The 19067-nt window shown below is 65.7% G+C and carries 19 protein-coding genes; 12 read left to right on the forward strand and 7 right to left on the reverse strand.

The genetic code is table 11. The features are described from left to right. Positions 1 to 18: 18 nt before the first annotated feature. The 3 genes from trmB to topA all read left to right on the forward strand — a co-directional run bounded on the left by trmB (position 19) and on the right by topA (position 4764). On the forward strand, positions 19 to 738 hold the full coding sequence (gene trmB / locus RXV90_RS05900; protein WP_316647522.1) for a tRNA (guanosine(46)-N7)-methyltransferase TrmB: 720 nt from the start codon (positions 19 to 21) through the stop codon (positions 736 to 738). Positions 739 to 995: 257 nt separating this feature from the next. Beyond that, a complete protein-coding gene (dprA, locus tag RXV90_RS05905; protein WP_410482347.1) occupies positions 996 to 2138 on the forward strand; it encodes a DNA-processing protein DprA in 1143 nt (380 codons plus the stop codon). 94 nt (positions 2139 to 2232) lie between these two features. Then, complete coding sequence (gene topA / locus RXV90_RS05910) at positions 2233 to 4764, forward strand: type I DNA topoisomerase (RefSeq protein ID WP_316647526.1); 2532 nt, start codon at positions 2233 to 2235, stop codon at positions 4762 to 4764. Between the two features lie 7 nt (positions 4765 to 4771). Here topA and RXV90_RS05915 read toward each other — a convergent pair whose 3' ends face one another. From RXV90_RS05915 to tldD, 6 genes are all read right to left on the reverse strand, one after another. Then, the gene (locus RXV90_RS05915) at positions 4772 to 5383 is read right to left on the reverse strand and encodes a (d)CMP kinase (protein WP_316647527.1); all 612 of its coding nucleotides are present in this window, start codon (positions 5381 to 5383) and stop codon (positions 4772 to 4774) included. Between the two features lie 48 nt (positions 5384 to 5431). Beyond that, positions 5432 to 5836 carry a GFA family protein gene (locus tag RXV90_RS05920; protein ID WP_316647531.1) on the reverse strand — a complete coding sequence of 135 codons (405 nt, stop codon included), beginning with the start codon at positions 5834 to 5836 and terminating at the stop codon, positions 5432 to 5434. 106 nt (positions 5837 to 5942) lie between these two features. Then, positions 5943 to 6875, reverse strand: a complete 933-nt coding sequence (gene murQ / locus RXV90_RS05925) for an N-acetylmuramic acid 6-phosphate etherase (RefSeq protein ID WP_316647533.1) — start codon at positions 6873 to 6875, stop codon at positions 5943 to 5945. Positions 6876 to 7058: 183 nt separating this feature from the next. After that, positions 7059 to 8411 carry a 3-phosphoshikimate 1-carboxyvinyltransferase gene (gene aroA / locus RXV90_RS05930; RefSeq protein ID WP_316647535.1) on the reverse strand — a complete coding sequence of 451 codons (1353 nt, stop codon included), beginning with the start codon at positions 8409 to 8411 and terminating at the stop codon, positions 7059 to 7061. Between the two features lie 135 nt (positions 8412 to 8546). Beyond that, positions 8547 to 9242, reverse strand: a complete 696-nt coding sequence (locus tag RXV90_RS05935) for a leucine-rich repeat domain-containing protein (RefSeq protein WP_316647537.1) — start codon at positions 9240 to 9242, stop codon at positions 8547 to 8549. Between the two features lie 16 nt (positions 9243 to 9258). Next, a complete protein-coding gene (gene tldD / locus RXV90_RS05940; protein ID WP_316647540.1) occupies positions 9259 to 10686 on the reverse strand; it encodes a metalloprotease TldD in 1428 nt (475 codons plus the stop codon). Between the two features lie 196 nt (positions 10687 to 10882). Between tldD and coxB the strand changes: the two genes are divergently transcribed. From coxB to RXV90_RS05985, 9 genes are all read left to right on the forward strand, one after another. Further along, the gene (gene coxB, locus RXV90_RS05945; RefSeq protein WP_316647542.1) at positions 10883 to 11776 is read left to right on the forward strand and encodes a cytochrome c oxidase subunit II; all 894 of its coding nucleotides are present in this window, start codon (positions 10883 to 10885) and stop codon (positions 11774 to 11776) included. A gap of 6 nt (positions 11777 to 11782) precedes the next feature. Further along, positions 11783 to 12712, forward strand: a complete 930-nt coding sequence (gene cyoE, locus RXV90_RS05950) for a heme o synthase (protein ID WP_316647546.1) — start codon at positions 11783 to 11785, stop codon at positions 12710 to 12712. After that, on the forward strand, positions 12712 to 12909 hold the full coding sequence (locus RXV90_RS05955; RefSeq protein ID WP_316647547.1) for a hypothetical protein: 198 nt from the start codon (positions 12712 to 12714) through the stop codon (positions 12907 to 12909). The genes cyoE and RXV90_RS05955 overlap by 1 nt, the downstream gene beginning before the upstream one ends. Continuing rightward, positions 12906 to 13475, forward strand: coding sequence for a cytochrome c oxidase assembly protein (locus RXV90_RS05960; RefSeq protein ID WP_316647548.1), 570 nt, complete (start codon positions 12906 to 12908; stop codon positions 13473 to 13475). Before RXV90_RS05955 ends, RXV90_RS05960 begins: the two co-directional genes overlap by 4 nt. Before the next feature lie 29 nt (positions 13476 to 13504). Beyond that, on the forward strand, positions 13505 to 14335 hold the full coding sequence (locus tag RXV90_RS05965; RefSeq protein WP_316647549.1) for a cytochrome c oxidase subunit 3: 831 nt from the start codon (positions 13505 to 13507) through the stop codon (positions 14333 to 14335). A gap of 104 nt (positions 14336 to 14439) precedes the next feature. Beyond that, the gene (locus RXV90_RS05970) at positions 14440 to 15123 is read left to right on the forward strand and encodes an SURF1 family protein (RefSeq protein ID WP_316647551.1); all 684 of its coding nucleotides are present in this window, start codon (positions 14440 to 14442) and stop codon (positions 15121 to 15123) included. Continuing rightward, on the forward strand, positions 15120 to 16511 hold the full coding sequence (thrC, locus tag RXV90_RS05975; RefSeq protein WP_316647553.1) for a threonine synthase: 1392 nt from the start codon (positions 15120 to 15122) through the stop codon (positions 16509 to 16511). The genes RXV90_RS05970 and thrC overlap by 4 nt, the downstream gene beginning before the upstream one ends. Further along, positions 16508 to 17770: a M16 family metallopeptidase gene (locus RXV90_RS05980; RefSeq protein WP_316647555.1), complete on the forward strand. Its 1263-nt coding sequence runs from the start codon at positions 16508 to 16510 to the stop codon at positions 17768 to 17770. The genes thrC and RXV90_RS05980 overlap by 4 nt, the downstream gene beginning before the upstream one ends. After that, on the forward strand, positions 17770 to 18348 hold the full coding sequence (locus tag RXV90_RS05985; RefSeq protein WP_316647557.1) for a GNAT family N-acetyltransferase: 579 nt from the start codon (positions 17770 to 17772) through the stop codon (positions 18346 to 18348). Before RXV90_RS05980 ends, RXV90_RS05985 begins: the two co-directional genes overlap by 1 nt. Positions 18349 to 18420: 72 nt before the next feature. Here the strand turns inward: RXV90_RS05985 and RXV90_RS05990 are convergent, their stop codons facing one another. Then, complete coding sequence (locus tag RXV90_RS05990) at positions 18421 to 18999, reverse strand: TetR/AcrR family transcriptional regulator (protein ID WP_316647559.1); 579 nt, start codon at positions 18997 to 18999, stop codon at positions 18421 to 18423. Positions 19000 to 19067: the final 68 nt, after the last annotated feature.

Here is a 19067-nt window from a genome sequence, read left to right on the forward strand (position 1 = left end):
CGGCACATGCCCGGGCCCATGACAGAGACCCATCCCAAAGGCGCGCCCTGGCGGAATTTCTATGGCCGCCGCCACGGCAAGACGCTTCGCCCGGCGCAGCAACGCTATCTCGAGGAAGACCTTGCGGCGCTGTCGCCAGGCCCCGTCGAATGGGAAGAGAACCCGGAACGGCGGCCGCTTGATCTCGAGGCACTGTTCGGGGACCGGCCCCTCTGGCTTGAAATCGGGTTCGGCGGGGGCGAGCACCTTGTGCACCAGGCCGAACGGAACCCCGATGCTGGTTTCATCGGATGTGAGCCCTTCATCAACGGCGTCGCGATGCTTCTGGGCAAGATCCGCGAGGCGGGGGTGGAAAACCTGCGCATCCATCCCGGCGATGCGCGTGATCTTTTCGACGTGCTGCCGGAGGCGTCGGTGGCGCGGGCTTTTCTTCTTTATCCCGACCCCTGGCCCAAGAAGCGACATCACCGGCGGCGCTTCGTGACGCCGGAGCACCTGGAGCCCCTGGCGCGGGTGATGGCCCCCGGGGCCGTGCTGCGTGTGGCGACGGACATTCCCGACTATGTGCGCCAGACGCTCGAAGAAGTGCCGAAAGCCGGGTTCCGCTGGACGGCGGGGAACCCACGAGACTGGCGGGAGCCGTGGGACGACTGGCTGTCGACCCGCTATGAACAGAAGGCGCTGAGGGAGGGGCGTGTGCCGCATTACCTTACGTTCGAAAGGGATGGGCGGGGCTAGGGCCCGCCGCGCGCCGGCTGCGCCGGACCTAGGGGCTGCGCCCGTTCGCACCTCAAAACGTCCACTGGACGTTTTGCCGGCTGCGCCGGACCCGGGGCTGCGCCCGTTCGCACCTCAAAACGTCCACTGGACGTTTTGCCGGCTGCGCCGGACCGGTGCGAACCCCCCCCATATTTAGTGGGGTTGGGAACTTGTTATCCTTAACTCCGCATTAACCGACTCGGTCCATTTATGGTCTTGCAAGAGACGGAGGCAGGATGGCTAAGGAATTTTCCCCTTCACCACCCCCCCTCACCCCACCCCTCACCGTGGAAGAGAAGCGGTCCTGGCTTCGTCTCTTGCGATCCAGACGGGTCGGCCCAACCACCTTTCATCGCCTGATGGCCGAACACGGATCGGCGGACGCAGCCCTTGCCGCGCTGCCGGAGGTCGCCCGGGCGGCGGGCGTGGAAAGCTACCGCCCGGTGGCAATGGATCTTGTGGACACCGAATTCGAGGCCGCCGAACGCTGTGGCGCGCGGGCGCTTTGGTACGGCGCGGATGACTACCCCGATCTTCTGGCCGAACTTCCCGATGCGCCGCCCCTTCTGTGGGCGATCGGGGACGCGGCCCTTCTGAAGAAACCCCTGATCGCGCTTGTGGGCGCGCGAAACGCCTCGTCGCTGGGCACGCGCATGGCGCGGCGGCTGGCGGCGGATCTGGGCGAGGCGGGGCATGTCATCGTCTCGGGCCTTGCGCGGGGCGTCGATACCGCTGCGCATCTTGGCGCGATGGAGACGGGGACTGTTGCGGTTTTCGCAGGCGGCGTTGACGTGATCTACCCGGCCGAAAACGCGGTGCTGGGCCAGGAGATCGGGGAACGGGGGCTGAGGCTTTCCGAGCAGCCGATGCATTTCGCGCCGAAGGCACGGCACTTTCCGGCGCGCAACCGGATCGTCTCAGGCCTGTGCCAGGCCGTCGTCGTCGTCGAGGCCGCGGCAAAATCGGGCAGCCTGATCACCGCGCGCACGGCGCTTGACCAGGGGCGCGAGGTGTTCGCGATCCCGGGGCACCCGTTCGATGCGCGCGCGTCGGGTGCAAACATGCTGATCCGGGACGGCGCGATGCTGACCCGAAGCGCGAAAGACGTGATCGAGGCGCTGGAACGCCCCGCACCGCGAGAAACGGCAGGGGTGCACATCCCGGAGGCGCCGCCCGAACGGCGCACGCTTCAGGACATGGCGGCCCTGCACGGCGAAATCCTGACCCGGCTGGGCCCCTCGCCCGTGGCCGAGGATCAACTGATCCGCGATCTCATGCGCCCGGCGGGTGAGGTGACCCCCATCCTTACCGCGCTGGAACTTGACGGGCGGATCGAACGGCGGCCCGGCGGGCTTCTGGCGGTGGTGCCTGCGGCATGATCGCAGGCGGTTCCGCGCCGCCGCCCGTTGACAAACCGACGCCCTCTCCCACATCTAGCCGGCGCGTTCCCTGTCACGCCCCGAAAGGAGCCACATGCCCGTCGTCGTCGTCGAGTCCCCGGCCAAGGCCAAGACAATCAACAAATATCTGGGCTCTGACTACACCGTGCTCGCCTCCTACGGACATGTCCGTGACCTGCCGCCAAAGGACGGATCGGTCGATCCCGAGAACGGGTTCGACATGAAATGGGAGATTGCGAGCGATTCGAAGAAGCACGTCAAAGCCATCGCGGATGCGCTTAAGGATGACGACGCGCTGATCCTAGCAACCGACCCCGACCGGGAAGGCGAGGCGATTTCCTGGCACCTTGAGGAGGCGCTGAGAAACCGCAAGGCGATCAAGAAGGACACGCCCGTAAGCCGGGTCGTCTTCAACGCGATCACCAAATCCGCCGTGACCGAGGCGATGAAGAACCCCCGCGATGTCGACATGGAGCTGGTGGAAGCCTACCTGGCCCGCCGCGCGCTGGACTACCTGGTGGGCTTCAACCTGTCACCCGTCCTGTGGCGCAAACTGCCCGGCGCACGGTCGGCGGGCCGGGTGCAGTCGGTCTGCCTGCGGCTGATCGTCGAACGCGAGATGGAGATCGAGGCGTTCCGCGCCCGCGAGTACTGGTCGGTGATCGCGCTGCTTGAAACCCCGCGCGGGCAGACCTTCGAGGCGCGGCTTACCGTTCTGGGCGGCAAGAAACTCGACCGCTACGACATCGGGACAGAGACCGCCGCCGAGCTTGCCGTTCAGGCAATCCGGTCGCGAGATCTGGCCGTCACTTCTGTCGAGGCGAAGCCCGGGAGCCGGAACCCCTCGCCGCCGTTCATGACCTCGACGCTTCAGCAGGAGGCAAGCCGCAAGTTCGGCTTTGGCGCGCGCCAGACCATGCAGGTCGCCCAGCGGCTCTACGAAGCCGGCCACATCACCTATATGCGGACCGACGGGATCGACATGGCGCCCGAGGCGGTGAGCGCCGCGCGCGACGCGATCAAGGAGTTCTACGGCGGCGAGTACCTGCCCGAGAGCCCGCGGGTCTACAAGAACAAGGCGAAGAACGCCCAGGAGGCGCATGAATGCATCCGCCCCACGGACATGTACGCCAAGCCCGAGACGGTGAAGCTGACCGATCCCGACCAGAAGAAGCTTTATGACCTGATCTGGAAGCGCACGCTGGCCTGCCAAATGTCGGCGGCGCGGCTTGAGCGCACCACAGTCGAGATCGGAAGCGACGACGGGCAGGTGGGCCTGCGTGCCACCGGCCAGGTGATCCTCTTCGACGGGTTCATGCGGGTTTACACCGAAGGCCGGGACGATGATGCCCCGGGCGAAGGCGATGACGACGACAAGCGGCTTCCCCAGATCGCCGAGGGCGAGGCAATGGAGAAGCGCGAGGTCACGCCGAACCAGCATTTCACCCAGCCGCCGCCGCGCTACACCGAAGCGACGCTGGTGAAACGGATGGAGGAGCTTGGGATCGGCCGGCCTTCCACCTATGCCTCGATCGTTACAACGATCCAGGATCGGGAATACGTTCGGAAGGAAAAGGGGCGGCTTATCCCCGAGGACAAGGGCCGGCTGGTGACGGCGTTTCTCGTCAACTATTTCCGCAAATACGTCGGCTATGAGTTCACCGCGAACCTCGAAGAGGAACTGGACGACATCACCGCGGGCAAGCGAGACTGGCAGGAGGTGCTGTCGCGGTTCTGGCGGGATTTCACCGCGGCGATCTCGGAGACATCCGAACTTCGGATCACCGATGTGCTTGAGAAGATCAACGAGGTGCTGGAGCCGCACCTCTTTCCGCCGACCGGGGACGGATCTGACCCGCGGCTTTGCCCCAATTGCGGAGAGGGCCGGCTGTCGATGCGGACGGCGCGGTCGGGCGGGGCGTTCATCGGTTGCTCGAACTACCCCGAATGCCGCTATACCCGCCCCTTCGGCCCGCCGGGAATGGAAGATGGCGACGAGATCGGGCCGGACGGCAAGCTTCTGGGCCTCGACGAGAGCGACGAGATTCGCCTGATGAAGGGACGGTTCGGACCCTATGTCCAGCGCGGTCAGCCGACCGAGGAGGCGCCGAAGCCCCCGCGCGCCTCGCTTCCGAAAGGCTGGGCGCCCAACGAGATCGACCTGGAAAAGGCGCTGATGCTTCTGTCGCTGCCGCGCGAAATCGGGCCGCATCCCGAGGATGGCGAGATGATCGAGGCCGGGATCGGGCGCTATGGCCCTTACGTGAAGCACGGGCGGCTTTACGCGAACCTGCCAGATGTCGACGAGGTGTTCACGATCGGGATGAACCGGGCGGTCGAGGAACTGGCCAAGAAGGCCGCCTCGCGCGGCCGGGGCCGCACGCCGGCAACGCCCCTGAAGGAACTTGGCGAACATCCCGAAAGCGGCGGGGCCGTGAACGTCATGGATGGCCGTTACGGGCCTTACGTGAAGTGGGAAAAGATCAACGCGACGCTGCCCAAGGACACCGATCCGCAGGAGGTGACGATGGATATGGCCGTGGCGCTGATTGCCGAGAAATCCGCGAAAGGCGGCAAGAAGGGCGGGCGGCGGAAGCGGGCCTGAGGCTTTCTTAGCGGTCCGCGCGCCCGTCGATTTCCGCGATGGCCCGGGCGATTGCGTCGTCGACCGAAAGCTCCGTCGTATCGAGATGCACCGCGTCTTCGGCGGGCCTCAGGGGGGCAGAGGCGCGCGCAGCGTCGCGCGCATCCCGCTCCCGCAGATCGGCGAGCACGTCTTCCAGGGAGATGTCGAGCCCCTTCTCCCGCAACTCGTCGTAGCGCCGGTGGGCGCGTACCGTGTCGCTGGCGGTGACGAAAAGCTTCACCCTGGCGTCGGGGCAGATGACGGTGCCGATATCGCGCCCGTCGAGCACCGCGCCGCCCGCGCGCGCTGCGAAGGCACGCTGGAAATCGACGAGCGCCGCGCGCACATCCGGATCAGCGGCGACGCGGGAGGCGGCCTGGGCCACTTCCGGCGAACGAAGATCGTCACGGTCGAGATCACCGGGCGTGAGTGCGCGTGCCGCGTCGATCGCCGCCTCGCCATCCAGCGTCCGGCGGCCGACCGCCCGGTAGAGCAGGCCGGTGTCGAGATGCGCGAACCCGAAATGCGCGGCGACCGCGCGCGCGATCGTGCCTTTGCCGGAAGCGGCCGGCCCGTCTATGGCAACCGTAAAACCCATGGGCGAGGGCCTAGCGGGGCGCGCAAGGGAGCGCAAGGCGGGCCGGGATCACTCCGGCACCTGCGTCGTCAGCGCCGGATCCGCCCCCGGGGTGCAGGGCAGATCATCCGCGATCTCGTAGTAATCGCCCTTGGCTGCGCAAAAGATGTGGCCCGCGACCGTGAGGCCCGTGGGGGCATCAAGCGTGCCGGCGAAGATCGAAAGGTTCTGTCCGGGACCATCCCAGAAAAGTTGCGACCCGCATGTGGGGCAGAAGCCGCGGCGCGCGGTGGGCGAAGAGCGGTACCACGCAGGCGTGCCCGTGATAGCCACGCTGTCGCGCGGGGCGGAGGAGGCGGCGACATGGTGCCCCGATGTCTTGCGGCACTGGGTGCAATGGCAGGCGATCACCGGGCGGAGCGGCCCGGACACCCGGTAGGTGATGGCACCGCAGAGGCAGCGGCCTGAGGGCATCTGGGTGTCCCTTTGCTGGTTCGGTCGGTGAGACGTTGGCCGGGATCTTTTGTTTGCGCGGCTCTGCCCGCGGCGCAAGACGGGCGGGATGCGACAGCAGCGCCGGCTATTCGCCCGGTTCGAGCGTAACGGCAGCCGATGTGTCGATCGCCCTCCGAAGCACGCCGTCCGTGGCGGCAAGGCGCGCCTTGGCCCCTGCCCGGTCAAGTCCGGTGATGTACATCAGGATCGCGAGCTTCAGATCGTTTCCGCTTTTCTTAAGAAGCCGCCGCGCTTCGCCCGCCGGGGCGCCGGTGACGGTACAGAAGATGCTGACCGCGCGGGTTGCGAGCTTTTCGTTCGAGACGGAAAGATCGACCATCATGTTCTGATAGGTCTTGCCGATCCGGATCATCGCCGCCGTGCTGATCATGTTCAGCACCAGCTTCTGCGCGGTGCCCGATTTCATGCGGGTCGAGCCGGCCAGAACCTCGGCCCCCACGCGGGGTGCGATGGTGACATCGGCCCAGCGCGCAAGTTCCGAATCCCGGACGGTCGTGAGGCCGACGGTGGCGGAGCCGGTTTGCCGGGCCATGTCGAGCGCGCCGATCACATAGGGCGTGCGCCCGCTTGCCGTGATGCCAACCACGACATCGTTTCGGGCCAGGCCGATGGCGCGCAGATCGGCGGCCCCCTGTTCGCGATTGTCCTCGGCCCCCTCCACCGCACGGCGGAGCGCGGTATCGCCGCCCGCGATGAGCCCCACGACCATACCGGGCGGGACGGAAAACGTGGGTGGACATTCGGAGGCGTCCAGCACGCCCAGGCGACCGCTCGTTCCGGCGCCGATGTAGATAAGCCGGGCATCTGCGCGGAAGGCGGCAACGGTCAGATCGACGGCGTGGGCGATCTGCGGCAGTTCGGCCTCGACCGCGCGGGCCACACGCTTGTCCTCGTCATTGATCCGGGCGAGGAGTGCGGGAAGCGGCAAAATGTCGATCTCCGCAGTGCGCGGATTGCGCCTCTCGGTATCAAGGCGGTTGAGATCGTTGAGTGACATCGGGCCGGCCATGGCGGGATGGTACGCCCGGTTCGCCTTGGATCAGGCGAGTCTGTAAACGCAGAGGGCAAACTGTTTCCGATTGGCAAACAGTCGCCCGAAATCAGCGTGAATGTCTGAGAAAACGGCGCAGTCAATCGCCGTTCAGACGGCGCGCGCCTTCAACCAATTCGGCCGCCGCGGCTAGTGGTTCTCGCGCACCAGCCTTGCACCGAGATCACCCATCAGACGCTCGAAGATGGGGAAGGAGGTTGCGATGGGGCCGGCATCGTCGACCTTGACCGGCTTCTGCGCCCCCATACCGAGACAGAGGAACGACATCGCAATGCGGTGATCGAGCCGCGCCGCCGCCGTGCCGCCGCCGGGCACGCCCTTCGGCCCCATGCCGGTAACAGCCCACCAGTCTTCGCCCTCCTCGACCGTGACGCCGTTGGCCTCGAGCCCGCGGGCCATGGCGTCGATCCGGTCGCTTTCCTTGACACGCAGTTCCTTCACGCCTGCCATCATTGTGCGGCCCTCGGCGAATGCCGCCACGACGGAGAGGATCGGGTACTCGTCGATCATCGACGGCGCGCGCTCGGGCGGCACGTTGATGCCCTTCATATCGGGAGAGAAGCGCGCGCGGAGATCGGCCACGGGTTCGCCGCCCGCCTCGCGCTCGTTTTCATAGGTCAGATCGGCGCCCATTTCGCGGAGCGTGATGAAAAGCCCCGCGCGCGTCGGGTTGAGGCCGATATTCGGAACGAGGATGTCAGAGCCTTCGGTGATGAGCGCGGCACAGACGAGGAAGGCCGCGGAGGACGGATCGCGGGGGACGGTGATGTCCTGCGGAACGAGTTCCGGCTGGCCGGTCAGCGTGATGACGCGGCCTTCCGGCGTTTCCTCGACCGCGACCGTCGCGCCGAAGCCCGAGAGCATGCGTTCAGTGTGGTCGCGGGTCGCCTCCTTCTCGATCACCACCGTTTCGCCGGGCGCATTGAGGCCCGCGAGGAGGACGGCCGATTTCACCTGCGCCGACGGCACGGGCGTGGTGTAGCGCACGGGAACGGGCGACGCCGCGCCCTGAAGCGTCATGGGCAGAAGGCCGCCGGCGCGGCCGTAAGCCGCCGTGCCAAAGAGCGAAAGGGGTTCGGTGATCCGGCCCATGGGGCGCGAGCGCAGCGAGGCGTCGCCCGTGAACGTCGCGGTGATCGGGGTTGTTGCCATGGCCCCCATGATGAGGCGGACGCCGGTGCCCGCGTTGCCGCAATCGACCACGTCCTCGGGCTCGGCAAAGCCACCGGTGCCGACCCCATGGACGGACCACGACCCGCCCCCGTGATCCGTGACCTCGGCGCCGAAGGCGCGCATGGCGGCGGCGGTGCGCAGCACGTCCTCGCCTTCAAGAAGACCTTCGATGCGGGTTTCCCCGACCGACAGCGCACCCAGGATCATCGAGCGGTGGCTGATCGACTTGTCGCCGGGCACCTCTGCCGTACCCTTGAGGCCGGTCACGGGGTGGGAGGTCATCGGGGTGGCGGGGCCGTGGCCGGACATGTGCGGGCTTCCTCTGGATCGTTCGGAGCGCGTCTTAGACGAGGTCGGCGGAAGCGTCCATCCGGGAGGTGAGCGATTGGCGACCGCCGTGGTCCTGAAGGCCTGTTTGATTCGGATGGCCTGAAGGCCGAAGTTTCAATAGCGCTGCCGCGGGTCGAACCAGTGCGAGACAAGGTTCGGCATCTCGCGCTCCAGCGCATCGAAATCGTCCCATGAGAAGATCCGCGCCGTATCGAGGAACCGCAGGTTCGGGCAGGAGAAGAGAGGGGAGGGATCCTTATCCGCGAGTTTCGTCGAAATCAGGAACAAGGCCTCGAACGCAAATCCGCGCAGTGGCGCCAGACTGGGGATGCGCTGGAGCTTGTTGACGCTTCCCTCAACTCCCAGAATGCGAAGGCGATTGCGCAGCGGCCGCATCCACTCGAGATCGGTCATGTGCTGCGCGTTCTCGATCATGAGGATCTCAAGATCGGGAAGTTCCAGGATCGGCGTAAAATCGGTGACCTTGGACGGGGAGGCCAGACCGAGGTATTTAAGCTTCTTCAGGTTCCGCAACGGTGCGAGATACGGTGCGCGCATGGGCCAGGCGAGATCGAGTGCCTCGAGGTCGGGCAGCGTGCAGATTTCGTCCAGGAACGCCTGGTTGGTCGCGCGGGCGATGAGGTGGCGCAATCCGGTTCGCGCGCCGATCCCGCGATGGGAGGTTTTTACGCGCTGGAGGTGGGCGTGCGTTGCGTCGTCCGGGATATCCCCGGCAGACTCGACCAAGGGCCCTCCATCGAGACGCTGGCGGTAACGTTCGCGGAGCGCGCCAAGGTCATGCACGGCCATCAAAGCACCCCGCGCCCTACCCCGCCGCCGATCCGCCCACGGTCAACCCGCCCATCAGAAGCGTCGGCTGACCGACGCCGACGGGCACCCATTGACCGTTTTTCCCGCAATTGCCTATCCCGGGATCGAGCGCCATGTCGTTGCCGATCGCGCGGATCTGGCGCATCGCGGTGGGCCCGTCGCCGATAAGGGTCGCGCCTTTCACCGGGTCGCCCACGACGCCGTTCTTCACACGGTAGGCTTCGGTGCAGGAGAAGACGAACTTGCCCGAGGTGATATCGACCTGCCCGCCGCCGAAGCCCACGGCGTAGATGCCGTCCTTCAGATCGGCGACGATGGCACCCGGATCGGCATCGCCCGCAAGCATGTAGGTGTTCGTCATCCGGGGCATCGGGATATGGGCGAAGCTTTCGCGGCGGCCGTTGCCGGTGGGGGCGACACCCATGAGGCGCGCGTTCTGGCGATCCTGCATGTAGCCCACGAGAATGCCGTCTTCGATCAGCACGGTTTTCGAGGACGGCGTGCCCTCGTCATCGACGGTGATCGAGCCGCGGCGGTCGGGGATCGTGCCGTCATCGAGCACGGTGACGCCTTTGGCGGCAACCTGCTGGCCCATGAGGCCCGCGAAGGCCGAGGTTTTCTTGCGGTTGAAATCGCCTTCGAGCCCGTGGCCCACGGCCTCGTGCAGAAGGATCCCCGGCCAACCGGCCCCCAGCGCCACCTCCATCTCGCCGGCAGGCGCGGGCACGGCCCGCAGATTGACGAGCGCGATGCGAAGCGCCTCGCGCGCGGTGGCCTTCCAGTGTGCCGGGTCGATCAGCCCGGTGAGCCCGGTGCGCCCGCCACCGCCCGCCATGCCGCTTTCGCGGCGGCCGTTTTCTTCGACGATCACGCTGACGTTGAGCCGTGTCATCGGCCTGGTGTCGGAGGTAAGAAGCCCGTCGGGACGAAGGATCACCACCTCTTGCAGGGAGGCCGCAAGCGTGGCGGAAACCTGTATCACGCGGGGATCGAGATCGCGGGCGAAGGCATCGATCTCGCGCAATGTCTCGACCTTGAGGCCAAAGCCTGCATCGGCCATCGGATCGGCATCGGTGTAAAGCCGGCGGTTCGTGCCCTGGGGTGCCGCGGCGAGCGTGCCCCCGCCGTCGCCCACCGCAAGCCGGGCCGTATCGACCGCACGCTTCAGCGCGGCTTCGGAAATTTCGGTCGAATGGGCGTAGCCCGCCGTCTCGCCATTCACTGCGCGCAAGCCGAATCCTTCGACCGCGTCATAGCTGGCCGTCTTGATTCGTCCGTCATCGAAGACCAGCGCCTCGGACCGGCGACGTTCGAGGAAGAGTTCGCCATCGTCGGCCCCTGCCGTCGCGGCGCGCACCTGCTGAAGGGCCGCCGCCTCGTCAAGGTGCGTCTCGAAGGGGCGGAAATCGGGCGTATCGGTCATTACTGCAAGGCCTTTCGGGCAATTTTGTGTGGCGCTGGCCGGAAGTGCCGAGGCGGCTGTTTGCCGCGCCCGGTCGCGCTTGTTCATCCCTCCCTAATATGATTTCTACCAGCGCGGAAACAACGCCGTCCGGGATATCTGTCCCGCAACGGCGAAGAGACGGGTGTTCTGCACCCGCGAAAGACAGGAACCGGGTATGCGTTTACGGACCACCTTCACGGCCCTCGGGGCATTCTTCGTCAGCCTTTTCACCGCTTTCGCGGCCTTTGCGCAGGTCACGGTCGAAGGCCTGCCGACGATCGGCAAGCCCGAGCCGTCGGGCACGGGTTTTCAGACGCCCGCAACGGGCCTGATGGAAGATATCATCTGGCTGGACACGTTCCTTCTGGTGCTGATCACCATCATCACGCTTTTCGTGCTGGCGCTGCTGATCACCGTGATCCTGCGCTACAATACGAAGTCGAATCCGACGCCCGCCACCTTTACCCACAATACGCCGATCGAAGTAACCTGGACGCTTGTTCCGGTGCTGATCCTCGTGGTGATCGGGGCGGTCTCGCTGCCGGTGCTGTTCGATCAGCAGGAGATCCCGGAAGGCGAAGTGACGATCAAGGTCACGGGCTACCAGTGGTACTGGGGGTATGAATACGTGGATGCGGGCGTTGAGGGCGTGGAACCGGCCTCGATCTCGTTCGACAGCTTCATGCTCGAGCGCGATCTTCTGGCCGATTACGGCTATAACGAAGACGAATACCTTCTTGCCACCGACCAGCCCGTGGTGATTCCGACCGGCAAGGTCGTGGTCATGCAGGTGACGGCGGCGGACGTGATCCATTCCTGGACGATCCCGGCCTTCGGCGTGAAGCAGGACGGCGTTCCCGGCCGCCTCGCCGAGCTCTGGTTCGAGGTCGAGCCCGGAATGGAAGGCGTCTATTTCGGCCAGTGTTCGGAGCTTTGCGGCAAGGACCACGCCTATATGCCGATCACCGTGAAGGCCGTGACGCCGGAACAATATGAAGAGTGGCTGGGCCGTGCCTCGGAAGAATTTGCCGGCAAGCCCCTGCCCGTTCAGGTCGCTGCGGCCGAGTAAGCCCCGGTGACGGACGCAACCATCATAGAGGCCCGGGAGGGTGAGGCGCGGTTCGGCGATTACGTGGCGCTTCTTAAGCCACGGGTGATGTCGCTTGTCGTGTTCACGGCGCTTGCGGGGCTTCTCGTGGCCCCCGCGAGCATCCATCCGATGATCGGGTTTTCCGCGATCCTCTTCATCGCGATCGGCGCCGGCGCGTCGGGCGCGCTGAACATGTGGTGGGATGCGGATATCGATGCGGTTATGCGGCGGACATCCAAGCGCCCCGTGCCCGCGGGCCGCGTGGGCGCCGACGAGGCGCTGGCGATCGGCATTGCACTGTCGGGCATGTCGGTGGTGATGCTGGCGCTTGCGACGAACCTCGTCGCCGCGGGCCTTCTTGCCTTCACGATCTTCTTCTATGCCGTGATCTACACCATGTGGCTGAAGCGTTGGACGCCACAGAACATCGTTATCGGCGGCGCCGCGGGTGCCTTCCCGCCGGTGATCGGCTGGGCTGCCGCAACGGGCAGCGTTTCGGTCGAAGCCTGGCTGATGTTCGCGCTGATCTTCATGTGGACGCCGCCGCATTTCTGGGCGCTCGCCCTGTTCATGAAGTCGGATTACGACGACGCGGGCGTGCCGATGCTGACCGTGACCCATGGGCGAAAGGCCACGCGGGCGCACATCCTCATCTACACCGCCATTCTGGCCCCCGCGGCGCTGGCGCTTGGGCTTACCTCGATCGGCGGGCCGGTCTACCTTGCCGTCGCGATCCTGATGAACGGCTGGATGCTGATCGGCGCTGCGCGGATCTGGCGGCGGGACGAAGCGGTGGCCGAGACCGACAAATACGCGGTCGAGAAAAGCTTCTTCCGGTTCTCGCTCTATTACCTCTTCGCGCATTTCGCAGCGCTTCTGGCGGACGCCGCCCTGCGGTCGGGAGGGATTGTCTGATGGCGATCCGTGCCACCCATGAACTTCACAAGCGGCGCTTCTCGCGGAACCTTGGCGTGGGGCTGGCGCTTGCGGCTTTCATCGCCGTGATGTTCGGCCTGACCGTCGCAAAGGTGAGCAATACCGGGCCGATCCAGGGCTTCGACCACGTGGTGAGGCCGGAACTCGTTCCTGCAGACGGGACAGCTGCGCAATGAACCGGAACACCACAACAGTGGCCAAGCTTCTTGGCGTGGTCGTCTTCATGGGTGGGCTCGCATGGGCCAGCGTGCCGCTTTACGACTGGTTCTGCCGCGTGACAGGTTTCGGCGGAACGACATCCGTGGCTGAGGCCGGATCCGACGAAATCCTCGACCGGACGATCACGATCAAGTTCGACGCCTCGCTGGAACGCGGCATGCCGTGGGAATTCCGGCCCGTGCAGCGGGAAATGGAGATCCGGATCGGCGAAACCGGCCTTGCCTTCTACGAAGCCTACAATCCGACGGATCAGGTGGTGGCGGGCCAGGCCAGTTACAACGTCGCGCCCTATGCGGCAGGCGGCTATTTCACGAAGATCGACTGCTTCTGCTTCGAATACCAGGTGCTGCAGCCCGGCGAGCGCGTCACGATGCCCGTGAGCTTTTTCGTTGACCCGGAGATCGTGAACGATGCCGACGGCAAGCATGCGCAGCACATCACCCTGAGTTATACTTTCCACGTCACCGACGTCGAAGAGGATACGGCCCTGCTGGCCCCCTCCGAGAGCGGCGGCGTCAACTAGGCCCGACAGTCTGAGGGACAAAAGACAAGATGGCACACGAGAAAAACCACGACTATCACATCCTGAACGCCTCGATCTGGCCCTTCGTCGGGGCCGTATCGGGCTTCACGATGCTCTTCGGCGCGGTCATGTGGATCCACGGCAACGGCCCCTGGATGTTCCTGATCGGCCTCGCGGGCGTGCTTTACACCATGTTCGCCTGGTGGTCGGACGTGGTGAAGGAAAGCCGGATCGGCGATCACACCCCGGTGGTGCGGCTTGGCCTGCGCTACGGCTTCATCCTGTTCATCATGTCGGAGGTGATGTTCTTCGCTGCATGGTTCTGGAGCTTCTTCAAGCATGCCATGTACCCGATGAGCGAATATGCCGGGACGTCCTATGTGATGCCCGACATTCACTTCGTCGATCCGTTCCACCTGCCCCTGATCAACACCCTGGTGCTGCTTCTTTCGGGCTGTGCGGTGACCTGGGCGCACCATGCGCTGGTGCATGGCGGCAGCCGGAAGGACGTGGAGCAAGGCCTTCTGATCGGCTGGATCCTCGGGATCGCGTTTACTGGGCTGCAGGCCTATGAATATGCCGAGCTGATCCTGCACGAAGGCTGGAAGTTCGGGGCCGGCGTCACCGATGGCGACAAGTACTATTCGACCTTCTTCATGGCGACCGGCTTTCACGGCGCGCATGTGATCATCGGCACGATTTTCCTCTTCGTGTGCTGGCTGAGGGTCCGGGCCGGTCACTTCACCGCCGAGAAGCACATCGGCTTCGAAGCCGCGGCCTGGTACTGGCACTTCGTCGACGTCGTGTGGCTGTTCCTGTTCCTCGCGGTCTATATCTGGGGCAGCGGCCCGGTACACTGACGGGAGGTGTCGCGCGCTTTGCGCGCGACCGCCTTCGGCGAGAGTATTTGAGCCAAAATGAATTGGGCGTGGGGGAACCCGCGCCCTTCGAATTTGGGAGCGAGATGGGACGGCTGATTGCGCCACTTCTGATCGGGGGTCTGGGGGCCGCGGTTCTGGTGAGCCTCGGGCTCTGGCAGATGCAGCGTCTTCAGTGGAAGGAAAACGTGCTCGCCGATATCGAGGCGCGGATCGCCGCCGCGCCGGTCGCGCTCCCCGAATCGCCAGATCCGGCGCGGGACCGGTATCTGCCGGTCAGCGCCGAGGGCGCATTCGGGCCGGAGGCGATCCGGGTGCTTGTGAGCCGGAAAGGGGCGGGCGCCGGCTATCGCCTGATTTCACCCTTCGAGACGGGGGAGCGGCGCGTGCTGGTGGATCGGGGTTTCATCCCGGTGGCGGCGGAGGCCCCTGCCCTTCCCAAAGACAGGGTGACGGTGACCGGGAACCTGCACTGGCCGGAAGAGGTGGATGGCTTCACGCCCGAACCGGACCGGGCCGCGAATATCTGGTTTGCCCGGGAGGTGCCGGTGCTGGCCGAGGCGCTTCGGACCGAGCCCATCCTGATCGTTCTGCGGGACAGGTCGTTTCAGGACCAGGGCGTGACGCCATTGCCTGTGGACACGAGCGGCATTCCGAACGATCACCTCAAATACGCTGTGACATGGTTCGGCCTTGCGGCCGTCTGGATGACGATGACGGGATACTGGGTGCTGAGGCTTCTGAAGGCCCGGGACGGGAAGACGGCATGAGATATGTATCGACGCGGGGCCAGGCCCCAGTCTTGAATTTCGGCGAGGCGATGCGCGCGGGCCTGGCCCGCGACGGCGGGCTATACGTGCCCGAAACGATCCCCGCGATGAGCCGGGGCGACATCGCGGCGCTTCGCGGCGTGAGCTATGAAGAGGCCGCGTTCCGGGTGATGCGCCCCTTCGTGGGCGACAGTTTTTCGGACGCGACGCTCGAAGGTGCGATCGAGCGGGCCTATGGCGGTTTCGGCCATGATGCCCGGGCCCCCCTTGTTCAGCTTGGGCCGAACCATTTCCTGCTGGAGTTGTTCCACGGCCCGACACTGGCCTTCAAGGATTTCGCGATGCAGGTGATCGGCCAGCTGATGCAGGCCTCGCTGGAGGAAACCGGCGACCGGATCACCATCGTGGGCGCGACAAGCGGCGACACCGGATCGGCGGCGATCGAGGCGTTCCGGGGGCTCGATGCCGTCGACGTCTATATCCTCTTTCCCGATGGCCGGGTGAGTGAGGTGCAGCGCCGGCAGATGACCACGCCTACGGAGGCCAATGTACAGGCGCTGGCGCTGGATGGCGATTTCGACGATTGCCAGGCCATGGTGAAGGCGATGTTCAACGATTTCGCCTTCCGCGACCGGGTGGGGCTGACGGCCGTGAACTCGATCAACTGGGCGCGGGTTCTGGCGCAGGTCGTCTATTACTTCACCGCCGCCGCAAGCCTCGGCGCCCCCGATCGCGAGGTGGATTTTACCGTACCCACGGGCAATTTCGGGGACATATTCGCGGGCTATATCGCGAAGCGCATGGGGCTTCCCATCGGGCGCCTCGTGATCGCGACGAACCAGAACGATATCCTGCACCGGACGCTGGAGACGGGCGCGCATGTGAAGGAGGGGGTGACGCCCTCGATCAGCCCGTCGATGGACATTCAGGTGTCGTCGAATTTCGAGCGTGCGCTGTTCGAAGCCTATGGGCGCGACGGCGGCGCCGTGGCGCAGCTGATGGGTGAGCTTGCGGAGAAGGGCGGGTTCCCGGTGAGCCAGGGCGCGCTTCAGGCCCTCCGCGAGGTCTACGGCTCTGGCAGGGTGTCGGAGGAGGAAACGAGCGCCACGATCCGCGACATGGCGCGGCGGACGGGCGAGGTGCTTTGCCCCCATTCCGCGGTCGGAGTGCGGGTTGCCGAGACCCGGATTGACCGCGCGCGGCCCATGGTGACACTGGCCACCGCGCATCCCGCGAAGTTCCCCGATGCGGTCGAGGCGGCAACGGGCGCACGCCCCCCTCTTCCAAAGCGGATGGCGGACCTTTATGACCGGTCGGAGCGATTGGTCCGCGTTGCCAATGATTTGGCCGCGGTGGAGGAGCTGATCGAGGAGAGACTGCCGGCGTGACAGTTGACGTGCATACACTGCCTAACGGCCTTCGCATCGTGACCGAGCATATGCCGGGGCTCAAATCGGCCTCGATCGGCGTCTGGGTGACCGCAGGCGGGCGGCACGAGCGCGAGGACCAGAACGGGATCGCGCATTTCCTGGAACATATGGCGTTCAAGGGGACGACGACGCGCACTGCGCTTCAGATCGCCGAGGCGATCGAGGATGTGGGCGGGTATATCAACGCCTATACGAGCCGCGAGATGACGGCCTATTACGCGCGCGTCCTTGAGGATGACGTCGCCCTCGCGCTGGACGTCATTTCCGATATCGTGCTCAACCCGGTCTTCGACCCGCGGGAAATCGAGGTCGAGCGTCACGTGATCCTGCAGGAAATCGGACAGGCGCATGACACGCCCGACGACATCATCTTCGACTGGCTGCAGGAGGCCGCCTATCCCGAACAGCCGATGGGCCGCACGATCCTGGGCCCTGCACAGCGCGTCCGGGGCTTTGCGCGGGAGGATCTCGCAGGTTTCGTGGGCGAACGCTACGGGCCCGAACAGATGATCGTTGCGGCCGCCGGTGCGGTGGATCACGACGCGATCTGCAAGGCTGCGGAGGCAATGTTCGGCCATCTCGCGCAGCGCGAGAGCCCGAACGTAGAGCCGGCGGTGTTCCGGGGCGGCGAGATGCGGCGTGCCCGGGATCTCGAGCAGGTGCACTTCACCCTGGGCCTCGAAATTCCGGGCTATCGCGATCCCGATCTCTACACCTCGCAGATCTACGCAAACGTGCTTGGGGGCGGCATGTCTTCGCGGCTTTTTCAGGAAGCGCGGGAGGTGCGGGGCCTTTGCTATTCGATCTTCGCCCAGGCGGGCACCTATGCCGATAGCGGTCTTCTGACCATCTATGCGGGGACGGGCGCCGAAGAGATCGAGGAACTTGCCGCGCTGACCATCGACGAGATGCGCCGGGCGGGCGAGGACATATCGCCCGAAGAGGTGGCGCGGGCGCGTGCCCAGATGAAGGCGGGGCTTCTGATGGGGCTTGAAAGCGCCTCGTCGCGGGCCGAACGGATCGCGCGGCTTCTGGCGATCTGGGGCCGTGTGCCGACGCTGGATGAAACGGTGGAACGGATCGACGCGGTAACGACCGGCGACGTGCGCGCCTTTGCTGCACAGCTGGCGGCGCGGGGCCAGGCGGCGATGGCGCTTTACGGCCCGATCGACCGTGCCCCCGCACTCGAGGCGCTGGCCCGGCGGCTTGCCGCCTGATGCTGACCCGCCGGCGCCGGGTGCGGATCGAGACCGAGCGGATGACGCTTCGGCCGCCCCAGCACAGCGATTTCCGGGATTGGGTGGCGGTGCGCGAGGCGAGCCGCGAGTTCCTGGTGCCGTGGGAACCGGCCTGGGCGCATGACCACCTGTCGAGGAAGGCTTTCACCAACAGGGTCTACTGGGCGCAACGATCGGTCGCGAGCGGCACGGCGGTGCCGCTTTTCCTGATCCGCCGGCAGGACGAGGCGCTTCTTGGGGCAATAACGCTCGACAATATCTCGCGCGGGCCCTCGCAATCGGCCACGCTCGGCTATTGGATCGGCGAGGCCCATGCGCGCCAGGGCTTCATGGCTGAAGCGATCCGGGGCGTTGTGCATTATGCGTTCCAGACGATGGACCTGTCGCGCATCCAGGCGGCCTGTCTGAAGGAGAACGCCGCCTCGCGCGGGCTTCTGGAGAAATGCGGGTTCAAGTACGAGGGCGTGGCGCAGGCCTATCTGCAGATCAACGGGCGATGGCGGAACCACGTGCTGTATTCGAACCTGCGCGACGACCGGCGCGGGGCAAAAGGGTAAGGGGGCGCTGCCCCCATCGCCCGTTTCGGGCGATTCCCCCCGGAGTATTTCCGCCAAAATGAAGGGGTGTGCCTAACGCAGTCTGGAGAAAAGCCAGGTGAAGGCGTTGAGGTACGGGTCGGGACTTGCACCCCCTGCGACGTGGAGCGCGGCGCGGTCGAAGGCGGCAGACAGAATCCGGGAAAGGGCCGCGAGATCTTCGCCGGCGGGTGCGCCCGGAAGGCTTGCGAGCCCCGCGCGAAGCGTGGCAAGACCTGCTCCGGCGTCGATCTTGTCCATTTCCGCGGGACCGAGAACAGCCGGTCCGTCGATCAAGAGGAGCCGCGCACGGCCCGGCACCGACATTGCAGCGAAAAAGGCACGGGTGCCGGGCTCAAGCGGGTCGCCCCCTTCCCCGTTGAGCGCGCCTGCCTCGATGCTGCCAGCGACTGCGGCAGCCTCGGCCTCGACCACCGCGCGGAACAGCCCCGCCTTGTCGTCGAAATGATGGTAGAGCGCGCCCCGGGTGACATCGGCCGCGCGCACGATCTCGGGCGTTCCGGTCTCGGCATATCCTTTCTCGGCGAAGAGCGTGCGGGCGGCGGCGATCAGGCGCGCGCGCATCTCCTGCGAGCGGGTTTCGTTCGATCGGCGGAGCGATTTCTCTTGCATACGTGCAGCCTGTATGTTTATTGATTTAAAACATGCAGCCTGTATGTAAACTCTGGACGAAAGGTGCA

This window comes from Ovoidimarina sediminis (assembly GCF_032586175.1).
Taxonomy (GTDB): Bacteria; Pseudomonadota; Alphaproteobacteria; order Rhodobacterales; family Rhodobacteraceae; genus Ovoidimarina; species Ovoidimarina sediminis.